Annotated in this window: 20 protein-coding genes; 6 read left to right on the top strand and 14 right to left on the bottom strand. The window is 68.0% G+C overall.

Features of this window, described 5'->3' with window-relative positions; genetic code table 11:
* The first annotated feature begins 98 nt into the window (after window positions 1–98).
* Genes LX13_RS05450 through LX13_RS05440 form a run of 3 tightly spaced genes read left to right on the top strand, consistent with a single transcriptional unit; the run spans window position 99 to window position 2935 of the window.
* The gene (locus LX13_RS05450) at window positions 99–1016 is read left to right on the top strand and encodes an AurF N-oxygenase family protein (protein ID WP_253660261.1); all 918 of its coding nucleotides are present in this window, start codon (window positions 99–101) and stop codon (window positions 1014–1016) included.
* A gap of 45 nt (window positions 1017–1061) precedes the next feature.
* On the top strand, window positions 1062–1847 hold the full coding sequence (locus LX13_RS05445; protein ID WP_253660260.1) for a MerR family transcriptional regulator: 786 nt from the start codon (window positions 1062–1064) through the stop codon (window positions 1845–1847).
* 17 nt (window positions 1848–1864) lie between these two features.
* Complete coding sequence (locus tag LX13_RS05440) at window positions 1865–2935, top strand: alpha/beta fold hydrolase (RefSeq protein WP_253660259.1); 1071 nt, start codon at window positions 1865–1867, stop codon at window positions 2933–2935.
* 21 nt (window positions 2936–2956) lie between these two features.
* Here LX13_RS05440 and deoC read toward each other — a convergent pair whose 3' ends face one another.
* The 9 genes from deoC to LX13_RS05395 form a co-directional block, all read right to left on the bottom strand.
* Window positions 2957–3646, bottom strand: coding sequence for a deoxyribose-phosphate aldolase (gene deoC / locus LX13_RS05435; protein ID WP_253660258.1), 690 nt, complete (start codon window positions 3644–3646; stop codon window positions 2957–2959).
* A 2-nt stretch (window positions 3647–3648) separates the two neighbouring features.
* On the bottom strand, window positions 3649–5070 hold the full coding sequence (locus tag LX13_RS05430) for an MFS transporter (RefSeq protein WP_372499855.1): 1422 nt from the start codon (window positions 5068–5070) through the stop codon (window positions 3649–3651).
* An 88-nt stretch (window positions 5071–5158) separates the two neighbouring features.
* Window positions 5159–5401, bottom strand: coding sequence for a hypothetical protein (locus tag LX13_RS05425; RefSeq protein WP_253660256.1), 243 nt, complete (start codon window positions 5399–5401; stop codon window positions 5159–5161).
* A gap of 88 nt (window positions 5402–5489) precedes the next feature.
* The gene (locus tag LX13_RS05420; protein WP_253660255.1) at window positions 5490–6974 is read right to left on the bottom strand and encodes a cryptochrome/photolyase family protein; all 1485 of its coding nucleotides are present in this window, start codon (window positions 6972–6974) and stop codon (window positions 5490–5492) included.
* A gap of 7 nt (window positions 6975–6981) precedes the next feature.
* Entirely contained in the window at window positions 6982–7983 is a 1002-nt protein-coding gene (locus tag LX13_RS05415; RefSeq protein WP_253660254.1) for an LmeA family phospholipid-binding protein, read from the bottom strand.
* Between the two features lie 67 nt (window positions 7984–8050).
* Window positions 8051–8860, bottom strand: a complete 810-nt coding sequence (locus LX13_RS05410; protein WP_253660253.1) for a carbon-nitrogen hydrolase family protein — start codon at window positions 8858–8860, stop codon at window positions 8051–8053.
* Window positions 8861–8870: 10 nt separating this feature from the next.
* The gene (locus LX13_RS05405; protein ID WP_253660252.1) at window positions 8871–9662 is read right to left on the bottom strand and encodes a class I SAM-dependent methyltransferase; all 792 of its coding nucleotides are present in this window, start codon (window positions 9660–9662) and stop codon (window positions 8871–8873) included.
* A gap of 15 nt (window positions 9663–9677) precedes the next feature.
* Window positions 9678–10187, bottom strand: coding sequence for a DUF2505 domain-containing protein (locus LX13_RS05400; protein ID WP_253660251.1), 510 nt, complete (start codon window positions 10185–10187; stop codon window positions 9678–9680).
* A 26-nt stretch (window positions 10188–10213) separates the two neighbouring features.
* Window positions 10214–10714 carry a DUF2505 domain-containing protein gene (locus LX13_RS05395; protein ID WP_253660250.1) on the bottom strand — a complete coding sequence of 167 codons (501 nt, stop codon included), beginning with the start codon at window positions 10712–10714 and terminating at the stop codon, window positions 10214–10216.
* A gap of 26 nt (window positions 10715–10740) precedes the next feature.
* Here LX13_RS05395 and LX13_RS05390 point away from each other — a divergent pair, with 26 nt between their 5' ends.
* A complete protein-coding gene (locus tag LX13_RS05390) occupies window positions 10741–11829 on the top strand; it encodes a UDP-N-acetylmuramate dehydrogenase (protein ID WP_253660249.1) in 1089 nt (362 codons plus the stop codon).
* A 49-nt stretch (window positions 11830–11878) separates the two neighbouring features.
* Window positions 11879–13195: a L,D-transpeptidase gene (locus LX13_RS05385; RefSeq protein ID WP_253660248.1), complete on the top strand. Its 1317-nt coding sequence runs from the start codon at window positions 11879–11881 to the stop codon at window positions 13193–13195.
* A 6-nt stretch (window positions 13196–13201) separates the two neighbouring features.
* Here LX13_RS05385 and LX13_RS05380 read toward each other — a convergent pair whose 3' ends face one another.
* On the bottom strand, window positions 13202–13960 hold the full coding sequence (locus LX13_RS05380; protein WP_253660247.1) for an SDR family oxidoreductase: 759 nt from the start codon (window positions 13958–13960) through the stop codon (window positions 13202–13204).
* A 148-nt stretch (window positions 13961–14108) separates the two neighbouring features.
* On the opposite strand from LX13_RS05380, the gene LX13_RS05375 reads away from it, so the two are divergent.
* Window positions 14109–14891 carry a transglutaminase-like domain-containing protein gene (locus LX13_RS05375; protein ID WP_308214708.1) on the top strand — a complete coding sequence of 261 codons (783 nt, stop codon included), beginning with the start codon at window positions 14109–14111 and terminating at the stop codon, window positions 14889–14891.
* A gap of 57 nt (window positions 14892–14948) precedes the next feature.
* Here LX13_RS05375 and LX13_RS05370 read toward each other — a convergent pair whose 3' ends face one another.
* The 4 genes from LX13_RS05370 to LX13_RS05355 form a co-directional block, all read right to left on the bottom strand.
* Window positions 14949–15563, bottom strand: a complete 615-nt coding sequence (locus LX13_RS05370) for an SMI1/KNR4 family protein (protein ID WP_253660245.1) — start codon at window positions 15561–15563, stop codon at window positions 14949–14951.
* 111 nt (window positions 15564–15674) lie between these two features.
* Window positions 15675–18233 (bottom strand): trehalose-phosphatase, encoded by a 2559-nt coding sequence (gene otsB, locus LX13_RS05365; RefSeq protein ID WP_253660244.1) that lies wholly within the window; start codon window positions 18231–18233, stop codon window positions 15675–15677.
* Between the two features lie 74 nt (window positions 18234–18307).
* Window positions 18308–19807 (bottom strand): alpha,alpha-trehalose-phosphate synthase (UDP-forming), encoded by a 1500-nt coding sequence (locus LX13_RS05360; RefSeq protein ID WP_253660243.1) that lies wholly within the window; start codon window positions 19805–19807, stop codon window positions 18308–18310.
* Between the two features lie 3 nt (window positions 19808–19810).
* Window positions 19811–19981, bottom strand: a complete 171-nt coding sequence (locus LX13_RS05355) for a hypothetical protein (RefSeq protein WP_188485940.1) — start codon at window positions 19979–19981, stop codon at window positions 19811–19813.
* Window positions 19982–19985: the final 4 nt, after the last annotated feature.

Raw genomic sequence — 19985 nt, 5'->3', positions numbered from 1 at the left:
TCGAAATACCTTGACATCGAGCAGTGTCATGTTGCATCGTTGATTGACAAGGTTTTTGTCGTCGACGACGGGCCGTCCGGCCCGCATAGGAGTGCACGATGACCATCGCAGAACCGCTCACCCGGCTCGACAAGGTACTGGATCGCCAGGATGTTGCGCGTCGCCTGCTCGCGTCGTCGGCACGGAAGTCCTACGACCCGCTGATCGAGGTCGACTGGGAAGCCCCCATCGACCACGAGAGCTTCTACGGGATGACCCCCGAGTGGTGCAGCCTGTACGGCACCGAGATGTGGGATCAGATGACCGAGGAGCAGCGGATAACGCTCACCGAGCACGAGGCCGCCAGCATCAGCGCGACCGGCATCTGGTTCGAGATCATCCTCATGCAGATGCTCATCCGCGACGCCTACAAGCAGGATCCCGCGTCGCCGCACTTCCAGTTCGCGCTGACCGAGATCGCCGACGAGTGCCGCCACTCGACGATGTTCGCCAAGGCGGCCGACTACTTCGGCATCCCGAACTACGAGCGCCCGAAGTGGATCAACTTCCTCAGCCGGCCGTTCAAGGCACTGGCCTCGGGATCGCTCGCGTTCGGTGGCACGCTGGCCGCCGAGGAGATCCTCGACATGATGCAGCGCGATTTCATGAAGGATCCGCGCGTCCAGCCGGTCACCCGCACGGTCAGCAAGATCCACGTGCTCGAGGAGGCGCGCCACATCCGGTTCGCCCGCGAGGAGACCGTGCGCATCGCGGCCGACATGAGCCCGATCCGTCGGCACATGACCCGGCTGATGCTTGCCATCACCGTCTACATGGTCGTGTTCTGCCTGGTCAACCCCAAGGTGTACGAGGCGGCCGGGCTCGACAAGAAGGCCGCCGTCAAGGCTGCGCGTCGCAACACGTTCTACAACGACCGCAAGCGGAACGGCTGCGCGAAGACCGTGTCCTTCCTCGACGAATGCGGACTCATCGGCGGTCCGGGCAAGATTCTGCTGCGTCGCGGCGCGATCATCTGATCGCCGCGTACGAGAACGCGCGACGTGCGCGGATAGAATCGCCCGGTGGCTGAATACCGGATCAACGAGCTTGCCGACATCTCGGGTGTCAGTGTCCGAAACATCCGGGTGTACCAGGACCGTGGTCTGCTGCCGTCTCCCAAGATCAAGGGGCGGACCGGGTGGTACTCGCAGGAGCACCTCGTCCGGCTGAACCTCATCTCGAAGTTGCTCGACCGCGGCTACACGTTCGCGACGATCAGCGAGTTGCTGCTGGCCGCGCACTACGGGATGAAGGTCGAGCACGTTCTCGACGGCGAGCCCAAGGGCGGCCGCTGGCGGACCTTCAAACGGGCCGCGACGATCACCATGACCGAACTGCGCCGCACCATCGGCGCCACCGACACCACCATCGCCATGAGTCAGCGTCTCGGTCTGCTGGCCAAGGAGGGTGCGCAGTACGCGATCAAGAGCCCGGAACTCCTCGAGGGCGCCGAGGTCCTGGTGAAGGCGGGCATCGACCTCGAGTCGTTGCTGCGCAAGTGGGAGCGGGTGCAGAACGACCTCGACGACGTGGCCGACAGTTTCGTCGCGATCATCACCGACAAGTACTTCGGCGAGGACGGGCAACTGCTCGACCTCGAGGAGAAGGAGGTCGCGAAGGCCGCCCACCTCATCCGGACGGTGCGGCCGATGGCGCACGAGATCGTGCAGTCGGCCTTCCGACGTGCGCTCGACCGGAAGATCTCGATCGCGATCGGCGAGGCGTCGGAGATACTCGAGGGCGACCACGGCGAGTTCGACGACCAGCTCGACATCGCGCCTGACGGCAGCGGAACCCAGACCACCTGACGAGAGGCACCGATTCCATGACCAGGTCCAGCAAGGCACTCACCGGTCTCGCCGTCGCCGGAGGTGTCGGCGTCGGCGCGGTCGGTATCGGCGTCGGCACCATTCTCACCGCACTGGTGCGCTCGGCGCTCACCGCCGCCCCGCCGGTCGACGACGGCCCCGATCACCTGCTCGACCGACCGCGTGCGACGCCCGAACGGATCGCCGTGCGCGCCGCGGACGGCAACCCGATCAACGTGCTCGCCTACGGCCCGGCCGACGGTGACCTGATCGTCGCGGCCCACGGATGGACCTGCAACACCCGGCACTGGTGGGCGCAGATCAACGACTTCGCCGACACGTGCCGCGTGGTGGTCTACGACCAGCGCGGCCACGGCGAGACCCCGCTCGGCAAGACCAAGCTCAGCACAGACCTGCTCGGCTCCGATCTGGAATCGGTTCTACAGGCTGTGGTCCCATCGGATCGCCGGGCCATCATCGCCGGCCACAGCATGGGCGGGATGTCGGTGCTCGCGTGGGCCGCGAATCATCCGCAGAGCGTCGACCGGTTCGCCAGGGGCGTCGTGCTCACCTCGACGGCCGCGGTCGAGATCATGCAGAACCTCGCGGTGATCCCCGAGGGGTTGCCGCGGTTCACCCGCCCACTCGAGTTCGCGGTCGGTCGGATGATCGCGACCACCCCGATGCCGTTGCCGCACACCACCGTCTCGCCCAAGATGGCGCAGTACATCGCGTTGAACACCCAGGCCCGACTCGCCCACGTGGAGTTCTGCGACCGCATGATCTCCGAGTGCCCGGCCGTCGCGCGGGCGCGATGGGGCGCCGCGATGTTGGACCTCGACGTGTGGCAGGGCGTGCTCAACCTGACCGTGCCCACCGCGGTGGTCGTCGGGACCGACGACCGCCTCACCCCGCGCAAGCACTCGGATGCGATAGCCGCGACGCTCGAGGACGCAGGCCACCTCCACGAGTACCTCGTGCTGCCGCACACCGGACACATGAGCAACATCGAGGAGCACGACGCCTACGACCGGCTGCTCACCGAGCTCATCGAGAAGACCACCGACAGAGCGCAGTTCATCGCCTGACCGCGCGGGACCGACCGGCGTTCAGACGTCGTCGAACCCGTCGAGGACCGCGCGCGTGCCCGACAACCCCAGTCGCGTGGCACCGGCGGCGATCAACTCGGCCGCGAACTCCGCGGTCCGGATACCGCCGGACGCCTTGATGCCGACCCGTCCGGGAACGGCGGCGCGCATCAACGTCACCGCCTCGACGCTCGCCCCGCCGGACGGGTGGAAACCCGTCGACGTCTTCACCATCGACGCACCGGCCGCGGCCGCCTTCACGCAGACCTGGGTGACGCAGTCCGGGCCGCTGAGTTCCAGCAGGGCGGCGGACTCGATGATCACCTTGAGCACCACCTCGGGGCCCACCGCCTCGCGGACGGTGAGCACGTCGGCGAAGATCTCGTCGTAGTGCCCGGCGACGGCCGCGCCGATGTCGATGACCATGTCGACCTCATGGGCGCCGGAGTCCACGGCGAGACGGGCCTCGGCCGCCTTGACCAACGAATGATGTTTGCCCGACGGGAATCCTGCGACGACGCAGGTCGCCTGATGGCCGGTGTCGATGGGCAGCATCGAGGGCGACAGACAGACCGCCGCGACGCCCAGTTCGGCGGCCTCGGCGACGGTGGCCTCCGCGTCGGCGCGGGTCGCCTCGGGCTTGAGCAGGGTGTGGTCGACGATGGCCGCGACCTGTCGGCGGGTGTACTGCGAGGTGATGGACTCGGTCATGCCTACGAGCGTGGCACACCGACGCCGGCGGTCACCGACTCGCCCGCATGGGGTCGCGCGAGCAGGACATCGTCGTCGACCCATGTGAGGGCCTCGTCGGGGCGTGCGGGCGTGAGGAACGCCGACCCGACGACCGAGATGACCGCGGTCGCGACGAGGTAACCCGCTGCACCCCAGGGTTTCCCGCTGCCGCTGTGGATGAGTGCGGTGAGGATGAGCGGCGTGAGGCCGGACGCGTAGACGCCGGCGAAGTTGTAGATGAACGAGATCCCGGTGTAGCGGACCTCGGTGGGGTACACCAGCGCGTAGAGCGTGCCCTGTGCGCCGTAGAACCACCCGTGCACGAGACCGAACACGATCACCAGGCCGATGGTGAACCACACGATGTCGCCGGTGCTGAACAGCGCGAAGACCGGATAGACGGCCACGCCGTACGCGGCGACCCCGCTGATGAAGATCCATTTGGGGGAGATGCGGTCGGCCATCAGTCCCGAGAAGGGGATCACGACGGCCATCACCGCGGTCGCGATCGTCACCGACCACAGCACCGACACGTTGTCCATCGCCAGCGTCCCGGTGGCGTAGGTGATGGCGAAGACGCCCCACGTGTTGAACGCCGCGCCCTCGGCCCAGCGCGACAGCAGACCGAAGAAGGTCTGGCGACGCAGATGTCGATCGGCGAACAGGGCCGCGATGGGTGCGCGCACGGTGGCGACCGTGCGTTCGGCGGCACGGAACGACGGGGTGTCGTCGACGACCAGACGGACGACGAAGCCGACGATCACCAGGATCACGCTCACGCCGAACGCGATGCGCCAGCCGTAGGCGAGGAAGTCGGCGGTGTCGAAGACGGTCTGCAGTGTCGCGAACACCGCGGTGCCGAGTCCGAGGCCCAGCGCCAGCCCGATCTGCGGGATCGACCCGAAGAGGCCCGTCCGACCGCGAGGGCCGTGTTCTACCGACATCAGGACCGCGCCCGCCCACTCCCCGCCGAGGGCGAATCCCTGGACGACCCGCAGGACCAGCAGGAGGATCGGTGCGGCGACCCCGACCTGCGCCGCGGTCGGTAGGACCGCCATCAGCGCGGTGGCGGTCCCCATCAGCAGCATCGTGACGGCGAGTGTGCGCTTTCGGCCGATCTTGTCGCCGATGTGTCCGAACACCACGCCGCCGATGGGGCGGACGACGAAACCGACCGCGAACGTCGCCAGCGACAACATGGTCCCCACGTAGGAACTGCTGTCGGGGAAGAAGAGCTTGTTGAACACCAGCGACGCGGCCGTGGCGTAGAGGAAGAAGTCGTACCACTCGATGGTGGTGCCGAGCAGTGCCGAGGCGACGACCAGTCGCAGCCGGGTCGGGTCCGTGGACTCGGGCCCCGCGTCGTCCGGGGTGGGCCGTGGGGACGGTTCGACGGTTTTCACAGACACGCGGTCCGACGCTATGCGTGCCGGTCAGGCGTCGTCGACGGTTAGACCCTCGGCGGGTTCAAGTCGACGTGGACGGTCCGCGTCAGGTTCGGGTGCGTGCCGTCCGGGTGTCGCGGAGCAGCGCGTTGACCGCGAGCAGCAGGACGCCCGCGACGAGCGCGGACACCCCGGCCGCGAGAATCCAGTGCTCCACGGGGTATTCGTGCCGCGGGCCGTGATCGACGGCGGTCGAATAGAACAGGGTGACGGCGAAGACCGCCACCGCGGCGTACAGAACGCCGGCATAACTCACGATCGCGACCGCGGCTCGGTTCTGCTCAGGCATGATCATGTTCACCTCGTCTCGCCCCTTGGGAAGTGTTGTCGATCGTACGCGCGCAGCCCCCGTCGACATCGGCGTTCTTCCGACCCCATCAGAACACCTCCCGATGGGCTTCCTGTTCGAGCACCGCGTCGAGATCGGAGAGTCGGTTCATCGTCGAGACCGCACGTGCGGTGCGGTGGTTGGCCGACAGCATCTCCTGGTGGCGATGGGTGAACGCCCAGTACCCGGCCGTGAACGGGCAGGCGTCGTCGCCGACCCGCTTCTTGGGGTTGTAGTCGCACGAGCGGCAGTGGTCGGACATCTTGTTGATGTAGGCGCCGCCGGATGTGTACGGCTTCGTCGCCATCAGACCGCCGTCGGCGTGCTGACTCATCCCGATGACGTTGACCGGCATGACCCACTCGTAGCCGTCGACGAAGTTGGCGCGGAACCACTCGGTCAGCTCGGCCGGGTCGTAATTACGTTGCAGCGCATGGCTGCCCAGGATCATCAGTCGGGGGATGTGGTGAACCCAGCCGCGGTCTCGGACACCTTCGAGCGCGTCCGACAGGCACCGGGCGGTGACGGCGTCGGCATCGAGATCGCGGAACCAGTCCGGCAGCGGCACGTGCGCGTCGAGCTTGTTGTTCGTCATGTACTCCGCACCGAAGTGCCAGTACAGATGCCAGATGAACTCGCGCCACCCGATGACTTGACGGATGAACCCCTCCGCGGCGGCGAGGTCCACGTCGCCGCTGCGCGCGGCGTCCTCGGCGGCGTGCACCACGTCGAGGGGATCGAGCAGCGACAGGTTGAGCGGCACCGACAGCAGCGAGTGCGACATCGTCCAGTCCGCCCCCATGATGGCGTCCTCGTAGCGCCCGAACGTCGCGAGCCGCTGGTCGATGAAGGTCCGCAGGGCTTCGTTCGCCTCGTCGGTGGTCACCGCGAACAGTCGCGGCCCGTCGGCGCCGGACCATTCGATCTCGAGGGCGTCGAGGTCGGCGCGGACCTGTTCGTCTATCTCGTCCTCGGTGGGCCACCAGGGCGGGTCGACGCCCAGGGTCTCCGACTTCGGCGGCGACTCACGGTTCTCGTGGTCGTAGTTCCACGTCCCGCCCGCAGGCCGGTCACCGTCCATGAGGATGTCGAAACGGCGGCGTTGTTCGCGATAGAAGGTCTCCATGCGGAACGACGACGCCGTGCCCGCCCACTTCTCGAAGTCCTCCCGCGAGAGGGCGAACGAAGGGTTCGGCAGCACCTCGGCAACGAGCCCCTCCTCGACGAGGGCGTGTACGAAATCGTGTGCCGCCCGCGAGGTCGGTTCGTGCACGACCACCGGTCGGCCGAGTTCGACGAGCGCGTCGCGATAGCCGTCGGCCTGCCACAGTTGCGCTCGCTCACCGAGTTCGGCCGCGAGGTGTCGCATCCCCGACAGCAGCAGGTGCGCCTTCTGACGATGGCCGCCGCGTCGGCGTAGCGCCGCGGTCGACTCGATGAGGATGATGTCGCGATCGGAGTGCTCGGGCGCGGAGTGGATGTGGCGACCCAGCTGATCGGCGAAGAGCCACAACGGTTCCGGCTTCGAGGTCATGACCGCATCAGATGACCGTGCAGGTGGTCTGGCCCTGCGACCCCGACGTCGAGCCGGACGTGTTCTGGTCGAGCGGCACATCGGTTCCGGTGACCGCGAAGTCCACGCCGGTGGAGGTGACGGAGAGCTTGTCGATGGAGAGCTTGTCGAACAGGGGCGGGAACAACGACTTCGACACCCCGTCGACGAGGGTCTGCGCGAAGTTCGACGGGATGCCGAACACGAGGGCGCTGGCCTTGACGACCTGGAAGTCGATCTTGCCGCCGGTCGTGACCGGCTTGATCTCGGTGCTGACCGGGATGGAGATCAGCCCGGCCACGCTCACGCCTGCGTTGACGGTGATGGTGCCGGTCGACGGGTCGCCGGTGAGGCTGTCCAGCGTGAAGTCGCCGAACAGGCCGCCGAGTCCGGTCGACTGCTGCTGGTCGGTGGCGGTGGACTGCTGCGACGACTGCTTGCTCAGCTCGACGATCCGCGCGAAGGGGACCGACCCGGTGGCGGCGAGACTGCCGATGGTCGAGCCGTCGGAGATGCCCTTGATGTTGTCGGCGCGGCCGTGCAGCGAGATGGCCGACCCGTCGTCCCCGGAGGTGTCGATCTGGACGTAGGGGACCTCTTTGGTGGCCGCCTGCAACAGCATCGGCTTCTTGCTCAACGACACCGACGCCGACGACCCGGTCAGCTCCGCGAACGACTGCTCGAGGCAGTCCTTGGTCGCGTTGCGCAGGTAGAGCTCACTGCCCACCCCGGCGATGACCAACACGAGCACCAGCACCAGGGCGCTGATCGTGACGATCATCCCGACGCGACGGCGCGGTTTCGCCGGCCGCGGCGGGTCGCCCGCGGGCTGGGCCGGGTCGTCGAACCCCGTTCCGGGCGGAGGCGGTCCCGACGGCGGACCGTAACCGGGCACGGCCGGGTACTCCGTCCCGGGAGGAGCCTCGAACGGCCGGGTCTGTGAGTAGGCCTTGGCGGTGGGGGCGTCGTCGTTGTCGTTGCGCTCATTCATCGCCCTCGATTCTGCCTGCCCATGTTGTGCCGATCGTGAGACTTCTCTGAAAGGTCCGACCGCGACGTCAGACGTGCAACATCTTGTTGTCGAGAACCGCGATCGTCGACCGGGCTGCACCCACGCGGTCGAAGTCGAGAACATGCAGGTCGAGGCACTCCTCGTCACCGTATTCGGCGAGCACGTCGCCGAACGGGTCGACGAGCAGCGAATGGCCGATCCCGGTCGGCGCGGCGGAGTCCGCGACGTCGGGATCCGGGGGGACGGGCTGACCCACCGCGGCGATGATGGTGCTGCTGTCGAGCGCGCGGGCCTGGGCCAGCACCCGCCACTGCTGTTGTTTGCCCGGTCCGGCGCCCCACGACGACGGGACGACGATCAGCTCGGCGCCCGCCGTCGCGAGGGTCGTGAACAGTTCTGGGAACCGGATGTCGTAGCAGGTCGCGAGGCCGACGGTGTGTCCGGCAACCTCGATCACGACCGGGGTCGATCCGGGCGCGACCGTGGCGGACTCGCGGAATCCGAACGCGTCGTAGAGGTGGATCTTGTCGTAGGAGGTCACCGTGCCGTCCGGGGCGGCGACGATCAGGGTGTTGCGCACCCGTCGGCGACCGTCGAGGGTGTCGGCCGGGGTGAACATCCCCGCCACGATCGTCACACCGGAGGTCGTCGCGGTGTCGCGGACGCCGGTGGCCCAGGGGCCGTCGAGGGGTTCGGCGATCGGGGCGAGCGGCACGCCGAACCGGCACATCATCGCCTCCGGGAACACCACGAGATCGGCGCCGTCGGCCGCGGCCTGCCCGGCCCGTACGCGCAGCAGGTCCAGGTTGGCGGCGGGATCGGTCCCGCTGGGGACCTGGGCCATCGCGATACGCATGGGCCCGATTCTACGGTCGGACGGGCGAGACCACGTCCCACGGGACGGTCAGGACGTTGTCGCGGAGACGTCGGCGGGGCAGCTCACAGGGCACGCCCTGGGCGTGCAGCGCGGTCCGGGCGTGACTCCACCGGACGCGTCGGCCGTAGGGCGCGTACTGCGCTGCGGCATCCCAGCACCGGTCGGCGGCGGTGAGCAGGTCGTGGATCGGGGTACCCGGCACGTTGTGGTGGATCAGCGCCTTGGGCAGGCGCGGGGCGATGTCGGACGGGCGATCGGTGTGCTCGGGATCCCAGGCCAGGGTCAGCGAGCGCGGACCGTCGGCGTCGAGGAGGATCCAGGCGCACCGCCGACCGATCTCGTCGCACGTGCCCTCGACGATCAGTCCGCCGGGTGCGAGGCCGGACTGCATACGCGCCCACGCGGGGCCCACCTCGGACTCGTCGTACTGCCGCAGGACGTTGAACGCGCGGACCAGGTGCGGGCGTAGCCCGGCGAGCTCGAAACCGCCACGGGCGAAGTGCACCCCGTCGCGGTCGTCGACCACGCGGGCGGGGTCGATCTCCAGGCCCACCAGCGCGGTCCGCGGCGCCACCGCACGCAACCGGCGGGACATCTCCACCGCGGTGTCCGGGCGGTCGCCGTAACCCAGGTCCACCGCGAGCGGATCTGCTTGCGCGCGAAGGAGTTCGACGATCTCAATACGTCCGGCCATCCATCGGTCGACGCGTCGCAGACGGTTGAGGTTGGTGGTGCCGCGGGTGATCTGACCCTGCGCCCGCAGGAACCCGTCGCGTGCCACCGACCGGGCCGGGGGTCAGCTGTTCTTGGCGATCCAGTCGGCCGTGAACTCCGCCTCGCCGCGGAACAGGTCGACGAGGTTCACCAGGATGAGCTGCTCGAGTTTGCCGTTGACGAACGGGACGTAGACCTTGACCTCGGTGGTGCGTCGCAGGGTGCACCCGGTCTCGGTGGGGAACAGCTCCTGCACGCCGGAGACGTTGCCCGGGCCGGCGGGGATGCCCGCGCTGTAGGTGCCCTCGGTCTTCTCCGGGTTGTACGGCCCGAGGAACTCCTTGCGGGTGATGATCATGTCCTTCTTGATCACCGCGCTGGCGATGGCGGGCAGATCGGACTTCGGGAGGGTCTGCACGAGGACGATGTCGACACCGTTCTCGTCGACGACGAACTTGTCGACGTCGGACTGCGGGGTCAGTTTGCGGAACTCGACCATCTGGTCGTCCCAGAACTCACGGCTGGACAGTGCCGAGTAGACCTTCTCGGTTGGATGCTCATATCGGGCTGAATAACTGAGACGGCGCGCCATGATCGGTACCTTACCTGCCGGTCAGGTCAGCTGTGCTCGTCGTGCCAGGCAATGGTGAAATCGCGCTCCGCGTCGAACAGGCCCACGAGATTCTCGGCGATCATCTTCTCGATCTTGCCGCCGACCAATGGGATTCGGACATTGACCGAGCCGGTGAAGACGACGGTGCACTCATCGGCGCCGGTCGCGTCGATCGTCCCCTTGGTCGTCGCCGGGGTACCCGTCACGTCGGCGTCGAAGGATCCGGTGGTGTGGTCGTCGGCCAGGAACGCCATGATCACCGACCGTTTGACGGCCAGATCGCCGGAGACGAGTGCGGTGACCGCCGGGGGCAGCTTGTCGCCGGGGATGCGTTGGATGAGGTGTACCTCGGCCCCCGTGTCGGTGATGTCGGTCGACTCCAGCTCACCGGGTGCCTCCGGGGACCCGACGGACAGGGCCTTCCAGTACTCGGTGTCGGAGACCGCGGCGACGTAGGCCGCCATTCCGAACGGGAAGGTGATCGTGTGCCGCAGCTTCGTCGCCATGGTCTGCAGACGTTACCGTTGGGGCCGTGAGCCCCGAACGCGACTACGCGGATTACCCCGGTCAGCCGGTGTCGCTGTCGCAGCTCACCACCCTGCGTCTGGGCGGTCCGGCCCGCGCGTTCGTGCGCGTGACCACCGCCGATGAGCTCGTCGAGACCCTCGGGCGCCTCGATCGCGCCGGAGAACCGGTCCTGCTGGTCGGTGGGGGGTCCAATCTCGTTGTCTCCGACGCCGGTTTCGCCGGGACCGTCGTGCAGATCGCCAACGACGAGGTCCGTTACGACGTCGGTCCGGACGACTGTCCGCGGGTGGTCGCCGACGCGGGCGCCGGCTGGGACGCCGTGGTCGCCGACACCGTCGAGCGCAACCTGGGCGGCCTCGAGTGCCTCTCCGGGATCCCCGGGGCGGTCGGGTCGACGCCGGTGCAGAACGTCGGCGCGTACGGCGTGGAGATCGCCGACGTGCTCGACGGCGTCGAGGTGCTCGATCGAACCGACGGTGCGCTGCGGTGGATCACCCCGTCCGAACTCGCCCTGGCCTACCGGACCAGCGCGCTGAAGCATCACGACGACCGCGTCGTGGTCCGTGTCGCCATGCGGCTGACCGACGACGGCCTCAGTGCGCCCATCCGATATCGCGAGCTCGCGCACACGCTCGGGGTCGAGCAGGGCGAGCGCGTCCCGGTCGCTGTCGTCCGCGAGCAGGTCCTCGCGCTGCGGTCGGGGAAGGGGATGGTTCTCGACGCCGGGGACCACGACACGTGGAGTGCAGGGTCGTTCTTCACCAATCCGATCGTCTCCGACGATGATCTCCCTCACATCCTGGACGCCATCTCGGCGCGGGTGGGCGACGTCCCGGTGCCCCGATTCGCCGCCGAGGGTGGCGTCAAACTGTCCGCCGGATGGCTCATCGAGCGCGCCGGTTTCTCCCGCGGCTACCCCGACGACACCGTGTCCGTACGTCTGTCCACCAAGCACACCCTGGCCCTGACCAATCGTGGCGGCGCCACGACCGAGGAACTGCTCACCCTCGCCCGCCAGGTGCGCGACGGCGTCGAGGCGGCGTTCGGGGTCCGTCTGGAACCGGAGCCGGTGCTGGTCGGCTGCCGCCTGTAGGTCCTTCGGGGGAGACGGGCACCGCAGATCACCAGGTATCGTCGAAGAAATGATCGACAGTCGTGACCCAGTGCGGTTGACCAGGCGAGGAGCTCTCGCGGCTTTGGCCGTGGGCGCTGTCGGCGTGACCGCCGCAGCCTGCAGCAAGAGCGACAACGGTGGTTCGTCCACCGGAGCCGCCGCGTCCGAGAGCGCCGAGCCGACCGCAGAGATCAGCTACCTGCCCAAGTCGGACTCCGACGCGAACCCGAGCCCGACGGCCGAGTTCGCCGTCAAGGTGTCGAAGGGCCAGCTCAACCCGGACGTCAAGCTCACCAACGCCCGCGGCACCGTCGTGACCGGCGCGTTGTCGGAGGACCGCTCGACCTACACCGTCACCGAGCCGCTCGGCTACGGCGGCACGTACACCTGGTCCGGGTCGGCGATCGGCGAGGACCGCAAGGTCGTGCCGATCGAGGGCACCGTCACCACGCTGACCCCGCAGGAGCAGGTCAACGTCGTCGTGAACATCGCCGACGGCCAGGAGGTCGGCATCGCCGTACCCCTGATCCTGAAGTTCGACTCGACCGTGTCGGACAAGAAGGCCGTCGAGCGTGCGCTGACCGTGACCACCACCCCGCCCACCGAGGGCAGCTGGGCCTGGTTGCCCGAGGACAACGGTTCCCGCGCCCACTGGCGTTCGAAGGAGTACTTCGCGCCGGGCACGAAGGTGTCGATGCGGGCGAAGCTCTACGGCCTGAACCACGGCGACGGCGCCTACGGTGCCGCCGACGTCACCAGCGACTTCGTCATCGGCCGCTCGCAGATCGTCAAGGCGGACGCGACGTCGTTCAAGATCGACGTCATGCAGGGCAGCAACGTCCTGATGACCCTGCCGTGCAGCTACGGCAGCGGCGACCTCGACCGCAACGTGACGCGCTCGGGCATCCACGTGGTGAGCGAGAAGCACGAGGACTTCTACATGTCCAACCCCGCGGCCGGATACTTCAACATCCGCGAGCGGTTCGCGGTGCGTATCTCCAACAACGGCGAGTTCATCCACGCCAACCCCGAGACCACCGGCGTGCAGGGCTCGTCGAACGTCACCAACGGTTGCATCAACCTGTCGCTGGACAACGCCCAGCAGTACTTCAACGTCGCCATCTACGGCGATCCGGTCGAGGTCACCAACACCCGGATCCCACTGTCGGAGGCCGACGGCGACATCTACGACTGGACGTTCTCCTGGGACGACTGGAAGGCGATGTCGGCGCTGGAGGGTGAGGTCACCAGCTCGACCGCACCGGCCACCCCGTCGAACGCCCCTCAGCTGTCCGGCATCTCGACCACCCCGCCGGCCCCGGCCCGCCAGGGCCCGACGGGCTGATCGGACCTATCCGGTCTTGACGTTGCGGCGGGCGCTTGCCTGATCGCGGGGCTTGAGCACGATCTGGTCGAGGTTGACGTGCGGCGGGCGTGAGGCGACGAAGCCGATGACCTCGGCGACGTCGGACGCGCTGAGCGGCGTCAGTCCGTCGTACACGGCGTCGGCGCGATCGGAGTCGCCGTCGAACCGCACCAGCGAGAACTCGGTCTCCACCATCCCGGGCAGGATCTCGGTGAACCGGACGGGCTGACCGATCAACTCCAGGCGCAGCGTGCGGTGCAGGACCGCCTGCGCGTGCTTGGCCGAGGTGTAGCCGGCGCCGTTGTCGTAGGCCTCGACGGCCGCGATCGACGTGATGGTCACGACGAGTCCGTCGCCGGACGCGATCAGCGCGGGCAACAGCGCCTTGGTCATCCGCAGTGTGCCGAGGACGTTCGTCTCCCACATCCACCGCCACTCGTCGAGGTCGGCGTCGGCCACCGTCGACAGTCCGCGTGCGCCGCCCGCGTTGTTGACGAGGATGTCGACCGAGTCGAGCTGCTCGCAGAACCGGGCGACGGAGTCGTCGTCGGTGACGTCGAGTTCGATGGCGCGACCGTTGATCGATGCCGCCACCTCGCTGAGTCGGTCGAGTCGACGGGCGCCGATGACGACCTCATAACCCTGTGCGGCAAGCGTTCTCGCCGTCGCCTCGCCGATGCCGGAACTGGCGCCGGTGACAACCGCGACGGGACGGGGGTCAGACGATTTCGATGTGTCGCTCATGTCGTCGAGTTTACGGTTGCGGCGTGCGCACCTTAGGCTTGGACCCACAGGCGCCTTGAAGAAGGTCGGGGACCGCCGCGACGCAGAGAATCACCGACGGTTAGGGCGCCGACCGCACATGGGCACAATCAAGCGTGACGTTTCATCGATGATGGACATCTGGGTGGATTCGGCCACCGAACTCGAGCTGCAGGTCACCGTGGCGCGTCTCCCGGGGATGGACCTCGTCGAGACCCTGTCGGTGTCGGTGAACGGTAATGCCGTGACCCCTGAGGAGATCATGGGGGAGGCCGGGACCCGGATCCACCGGCTGAACGTCGAGCGCGGCAACGTGCTCGTGCAGTACTCGGCCGCGATCAACACCCCGGCCGATCCCGTCGCGGTCCAGGTCGGCGAGCGGTCGCTGTATCTGCGTCCCAGTCGGTACGCCGAGGCCGACAAGTTCTTCGGTTACGTCTCAGCGGAATTCGACCTGAGCAAGCCCCCGATCGAGCTGCTCTACGAGGTGTCGCGATTCGTGGCGGCCCGCCTCAACTACATCCCCGGCGCCAGCGACCCGATCGACGGCGCCGAGGACACGCTGCTGGCCAACGCCGGCGTGTGCCGCGACTTCGCGCACCTCGTCGTCGCGTTGCTGCGGGCGCTGAACATCCCGGCCCGTCTCGTCGCCGTCTACGCGCCGGGATGTGTCCCGATGGATTTCCATGCCGTCGCCGAGGCGCTGATCGACGACAAGTGGCTGGTCGTGGACGCGACCGGACTGGCGCCTCGTCAGGCCCTGGTCCGCATCGCAACCGGTCGCGACGCCGCCGACACGGCGTTCCTCGACAACCACTCGGGCAACATCACCCTGAACAACTACGAGGTCATCGCGACCGTCGACGGGGATCTGCCCATCGACAACGGCGCCGACCACGTCAGCATCGGCTGACCGCCGAGCAAACCCGCTCTCAACTCACGAACCCGCGTCCTGCAGGACGCGGGTTCGTCAGTTCACGGCGGGTTCAGTGGGGAGCGGTATGTCGAGGCTCAGATACGTCGATTCGCGCAGAAGGTCCAGGGTCACCCGGACGCCGGTCAGGGCCTCCATGAGTGCGAACGCCGCCTGCATGACGGGGAGATCCCTCCAGACGGCGAACTCCAGACCGAATTCGCGAACGCATCCGTGGTGTTCGCCAGGGCCGGTGTCGACGCAGAGGTAGTTGCCGTCGCCAGTTGATGCGAAGGGGACGTAGGCGTCCCGGAACATCGAGACGACGACACTCGCGGGCTCGGCGCCGGCGACCTGTGGCCAGTCGGTACCGAGGTGGTCGGTGTAGAAATGCGTTTGGCGACAGCGGGAATGGGCTTCGACCACCTCGTCGATGCCGAGCAGCCACAGCTGCGGCAGCACCGTGCCGGCGTCTGCTTCTGCAGTCGTCCGCTGAGGTTGCCCGTCGTGCAGGGAAAAGAACTCCCGAAGGTCGCCGTTCCAGGGCACTTTCGAGAAGTCCGCCTTCTGCCGGGCCTCTGCGCTCCGCGGAGCGCGGATAGCCGCGGCGGTACGCGGGGCGCGGTCGGTCAGCAGCGACACGTAGCTCGCCCACGACTCGGAGAGCGTCATCAGCCGAACGTACCGGTTGGACTGGGCGAGTTGCTGAAATCGTCCGATATGGGTGTCTCCGAGGGCAATATGCCCTCGATGGCCCGTATGTCAGACGATCTCAGTCGGCGGTCAGGCCCCGAGCAGGGCCGCGCAGCGCAGCAACCCGATGTGGCTGTAGGCCTGCGGGTGGTTGCCCAGTGAGCGCTCGGCGACGGGGTCGTACTCCTCGGACAGCAGGCCGGTGGGGCCGGCGGCCTTCACGAGCTGGTCGAACAGGGCCTCGGCATCCGAACGGCGACCGATCAGCAGGTAGGCCTCGACGAGCCAGGCGGCACACAGGTGGAAGCCACCCTCGCCACCGGGCAGGCCGTCGTCGTGGTGGTACCGGTACACGGTTGCGCCACTGCGCAGTTCGGCCTCGGTGGCCTTGACAGTCTGGGCGAACCGCTCGTCGGTCGGATCGATCAGGCCGGACAGCCCGATGTGCAGGGTGGCCGCGTCGAGGTCGACGCCGTCGTAGGCAGCGGTGAACGACTTGGCCGAGGCGTTCCACCCCTGCTCGAGGACCTGCGCCGCGATGACGTCGCGCAGGACCGACCAGCCCGGCTCGACCTCGCGCCCGAAACGGGCGCCGATGCTCAGCGCGCGGTCGACGGTCAACCAGCACATGACCTTCGAGTACACGTGGTGACGCGGGTTGCCGCGGATCTCCCAGATGCCGTGGTCGGGTTCGAACCACCGACGTTCGACGGCCCAGACCATGTTGGCGACGAGATCCCAGTCGGCGTCGGTGAGCGGGGTGGCCAGCCCGGAGGCGGCACGCGCATCGGCGAGGTGGCCGATGAGTTCGACGATCGGACCGAACACGTCGAGTTGGACCTGCTGATTGGCGGCGTTGCCGACGCGGACCGGCCGCGATCCCGCGTATCCCGGGAGCGAGTCGATGATCGCCTCGGGCGGCAGGCCACCGCCGGCGAGTGTGTAGAGCGGGTGCAGCCACTCGGGACCGTTGACCGTCCCCAGCACCCGGTAGAGCCAGTTCAGGTACCCCTCGGCCTCGGCGTGCGAGCCCACCGACACCAACGCCGACGCGGTCATCGCGGCATCGCGCAACCAGCAGTAGCGGTAGTCCCAGTTGCGCACACCACCGATCTCCTCGGGCAGCGATGTCGTGGCCGCGGCCATGATCGATCCGGAATCGGCGTGCACGAGCCCGCGGAGCGTGAGCGCCGACCGCTTCATCAGGTCGGGCTTGAGGGGAGGCAGGCTCAGGCGGGACACCCAGTCGCTCCAGTACGTCTCGGTGAGCGCGCGACGCTGCTCCTCGCTGCGTTCCTCCTCGCCGATGTAGTCGGTGCCACACCGCAATTCGAGGATGATGGGTCCGTCGGACGGATCGATGACGGCGGTTGCGCGCTGGTAGAAGCGGTCGGTGTCGATGCGCCAGGTGACCCCCGGCGACCGCAGCACGATCGGCTCGTTCGAGCCGAGGACCCGCAGACCCTCGTCGACGGCCTCGAGCTGCACGCTGGCCTGACCGAACTCCGGACGCGGCGCGAACTCCACCAGCGTCGGCACGGTCCCGGTGACCACGCGCATCAGATCGGTACGGCCCGGTGCGACATCGTGCGGCAGGTAGTCGATGACCTCGAGCCCGGCCCACCGGGTCTCGATCGTCATGGTGCCGTCGACGTAGCGCTGGCTCTGCGGCAGCGGCGGACGTCGATCGCCGTCGACCCACGGACGGACACCGAACTCGCCGGCGTCGACGGTGCCCAGCAGGCTGGCGAACACCGCGGCCGAGTCGGGCTCGGGATGACACATCCAACAGATCTTGGCGTCCGGCGTCATCAGTGCGACGGTGCGTGGCGACGCCAGCATCGACAACCGCTCGATGGGGGCGGCGTTCTCCCCGCGCAGCCAGGCGCGACGCTCCTCGTAGAGGAAGGCGAGAGCCGTGGCGACGTCGTCGGTGGTGGACACGCGGTAGGTGGCGAGGGTGTCGCCGTCACCGACCTTGACGCCGAAGTCGGGTCCGTGGAGCCGGCGGAACGCCTTCTCGTCGGTGACGTCGTCGCCGAAGAAGATGGCTGCGCCCGCGCCCGCCTGATGACGCAGGATGTCGAGGGCCTGTCCCTTGTCGGTGCGGATGACGGCCAGCTCGATGACCGACTTGCCCTCGGTGACCTGCACCCCGTCCCACGACGCGGGTCCGGTGCGCACCCGGTGGACCGCGGCGTCGGCGTCGGTGGTCGACGCGTTGCGGACGTGCAGTGCGGTGCTCGCCGGCTTGGTCTCGACGGTGACGCCGGAGTAGTCGACGGCGATGGCCCGCAGTTCGGTGATCACGGTGTCGAGCAGTTCGTTGGCCTCGGGGCTGATCTCGTGGACGAAACCGATGTCGAACTCGCTGCCGTGGCTGCCGACGAGGTGGACCTCGGCGGGAAGGCGCGAGAGGGTGGCCAGGTCACGCAGCGCACGACCGGAGATGACCGCGGCGGTGGTGGAGTCGAGGTCGGCGATCGCGCGCATCGCCCGGACCGAATCGGGGTTGGGGCGGGCGTCCTCGGGTCGCGACACGATCGGGGCCATACAGCCGTCGTAATCAGAGGCGACGAGGAGCCGAGGGGTGCGCGCGATGTCCTTCAGCGCGCGCCGAAGTTCCGGTGCTAGATCTTGGGCACTCACCCGGTGAGTCTAGAGCGCGAAGCCATGTACCCGTCCAATCGAGCGCAACGGATCAGCGATCGATCGTGACGGAGTCACCCATCGACGATGTCGACACCGCGATTCGCGCTCGACGCGGTCTCCTGCGTGCTGCCCAGCACGCCGAGGAAGCTCTTCGCCCAGCGACTCACGTCGTGCGCGAGAACCTGCCTGCGCAGCGCACGCATGCGTCGGCGACCCTCTTCGTCGTCCTGGTTCACCGCGGCCATGATCGCGTCCTTGACGCCGTCGAGGTCGTACGGGTTGGCCTGGTACGCCGAGCGGAGTTCGGCCGCGGCACCGGTGAACTCGCTGAGCACCAACGCGCCCCCGAGGTCGCTGCGGCAGGCCACGTACTCCTTGGCCACCAGGTTCATGCCGTCGCGCAGTGGCGTCACCAGCATCACGTCGGCGGCGACGAAGAACGCGATGAGCTCGTCGCGGTCGACCGGGCGATGCAGGTACTGCACGACCTGATGCGCGACCTCGCCGTAGGTGCCGTTGATGTTGCCGACGAGCTGCTCGATGCCTGCGCGCATCTGGATGTAGCTGTCGACGCGCTCACGGCTGGGGGTGGCCAGCTGGATCATCACGGTGTCGGACGGGTCGATGCGTCCCTCGGCCAGCAGCTCCGACAACGCCTGCAGACGGACATCGATGCCCTTGGTGTAGTCGAGACGGTCGACGCCCAGCATGATCGTCGACGGGTTGCCCAGTTCGGTGCGGATCTCCGCTGCCCGTGCGCGGATCTTGCGCGACCGGGACTCGGCGTCGAGGGCGCCGGAGTCGATGGAGATGGGGAAGGCGCCCACGCGGACGTGTCGGAAACCGACCTGGACCACGCCGAACTTCGAGCGCACCCCGACCGTGCCCTTCGACGTCGCCTGTCCGGCGAGTCGGCGTGCGAGGTAGAGGAAGTTCTGGGCGCCGCCGGGGAGGTGGAATCCGATGAGGTCGGCGCCGAGCAGGCCCTCGACGATCTCCGTACGCCAGGGCAGCTGCATGAACAGCTCTACCGGCGGGAACGGGATGTGCAGGAAGAACCCGATCTTGAGATCGGGGCGCAGCATGCGCAGCATCTTCGGGACCAGCTGCAGCTGGTAGTCCTGGATCCAGACCATCGCGCCGTCCGACGCCGCCGCGGACGCGGCCTCGGCGAAGCGACGGTTGACCTCGACATAGGCGTTCCACCACTCACGGTGGTACTCCGGCTTGACCAGGACGTCATGGTAGAGCGGCCACAGGGTGGCGTTGGAGAATCCCTCGTAGTAGTCGTTGATCTCGGATGCGCTGAGCGGGACCGAGATCAGCTGCAGGCCGTCGACGACCGGGTTGTCGTTCGAGTCGGGGACACCCGACCAGCCGACCCAGGCGCCGGTCTGCGACCGCAGGATGGGCTCGAGGGCGGTGACGAGACCGCCGGGGCTGCGCTTCCACCGGATAGAACCGTCCGGGAGGGTTTCCTTGTCGACGGGGAGACGGTTGGCGACGACCACGAAATCCGCGGTGTGCAACTCATCGGGGTCGAGCTGGAGGTCGGTGCCGGTCGCGCTCACCGCTCAGGCTTCGTCGGTGGGTGCGATCCCGAGCATGGCCAGGAGCATCCGGCACTCGTCGGCGTCGGTGGCGAACGCGGCCACCACGCGACGCGCGGCACGGGCTGTCTCGTCTGCGACCGTCGCCAGTTCTTCGTCGGGAATGTCGGTCTTGTCCGTGGTCTTCGCTGGCATGACC

Origin of the sequence: Williamsia maris (genome assembly GCF_024171815.1) — a bacterium.
Taxonomy (GTDB): Bacteria; Actinomycetota; Actinomycetes; order Mycobacteriales; family Mycobacteriaceae; genus Williamsia_A; species Williamsia_A maris.
The sequence above is the reverse complement of the archived record's forward strand: the minus strand, read 5'-3'. Positions and strand labels throughout refer to the sequence as shown.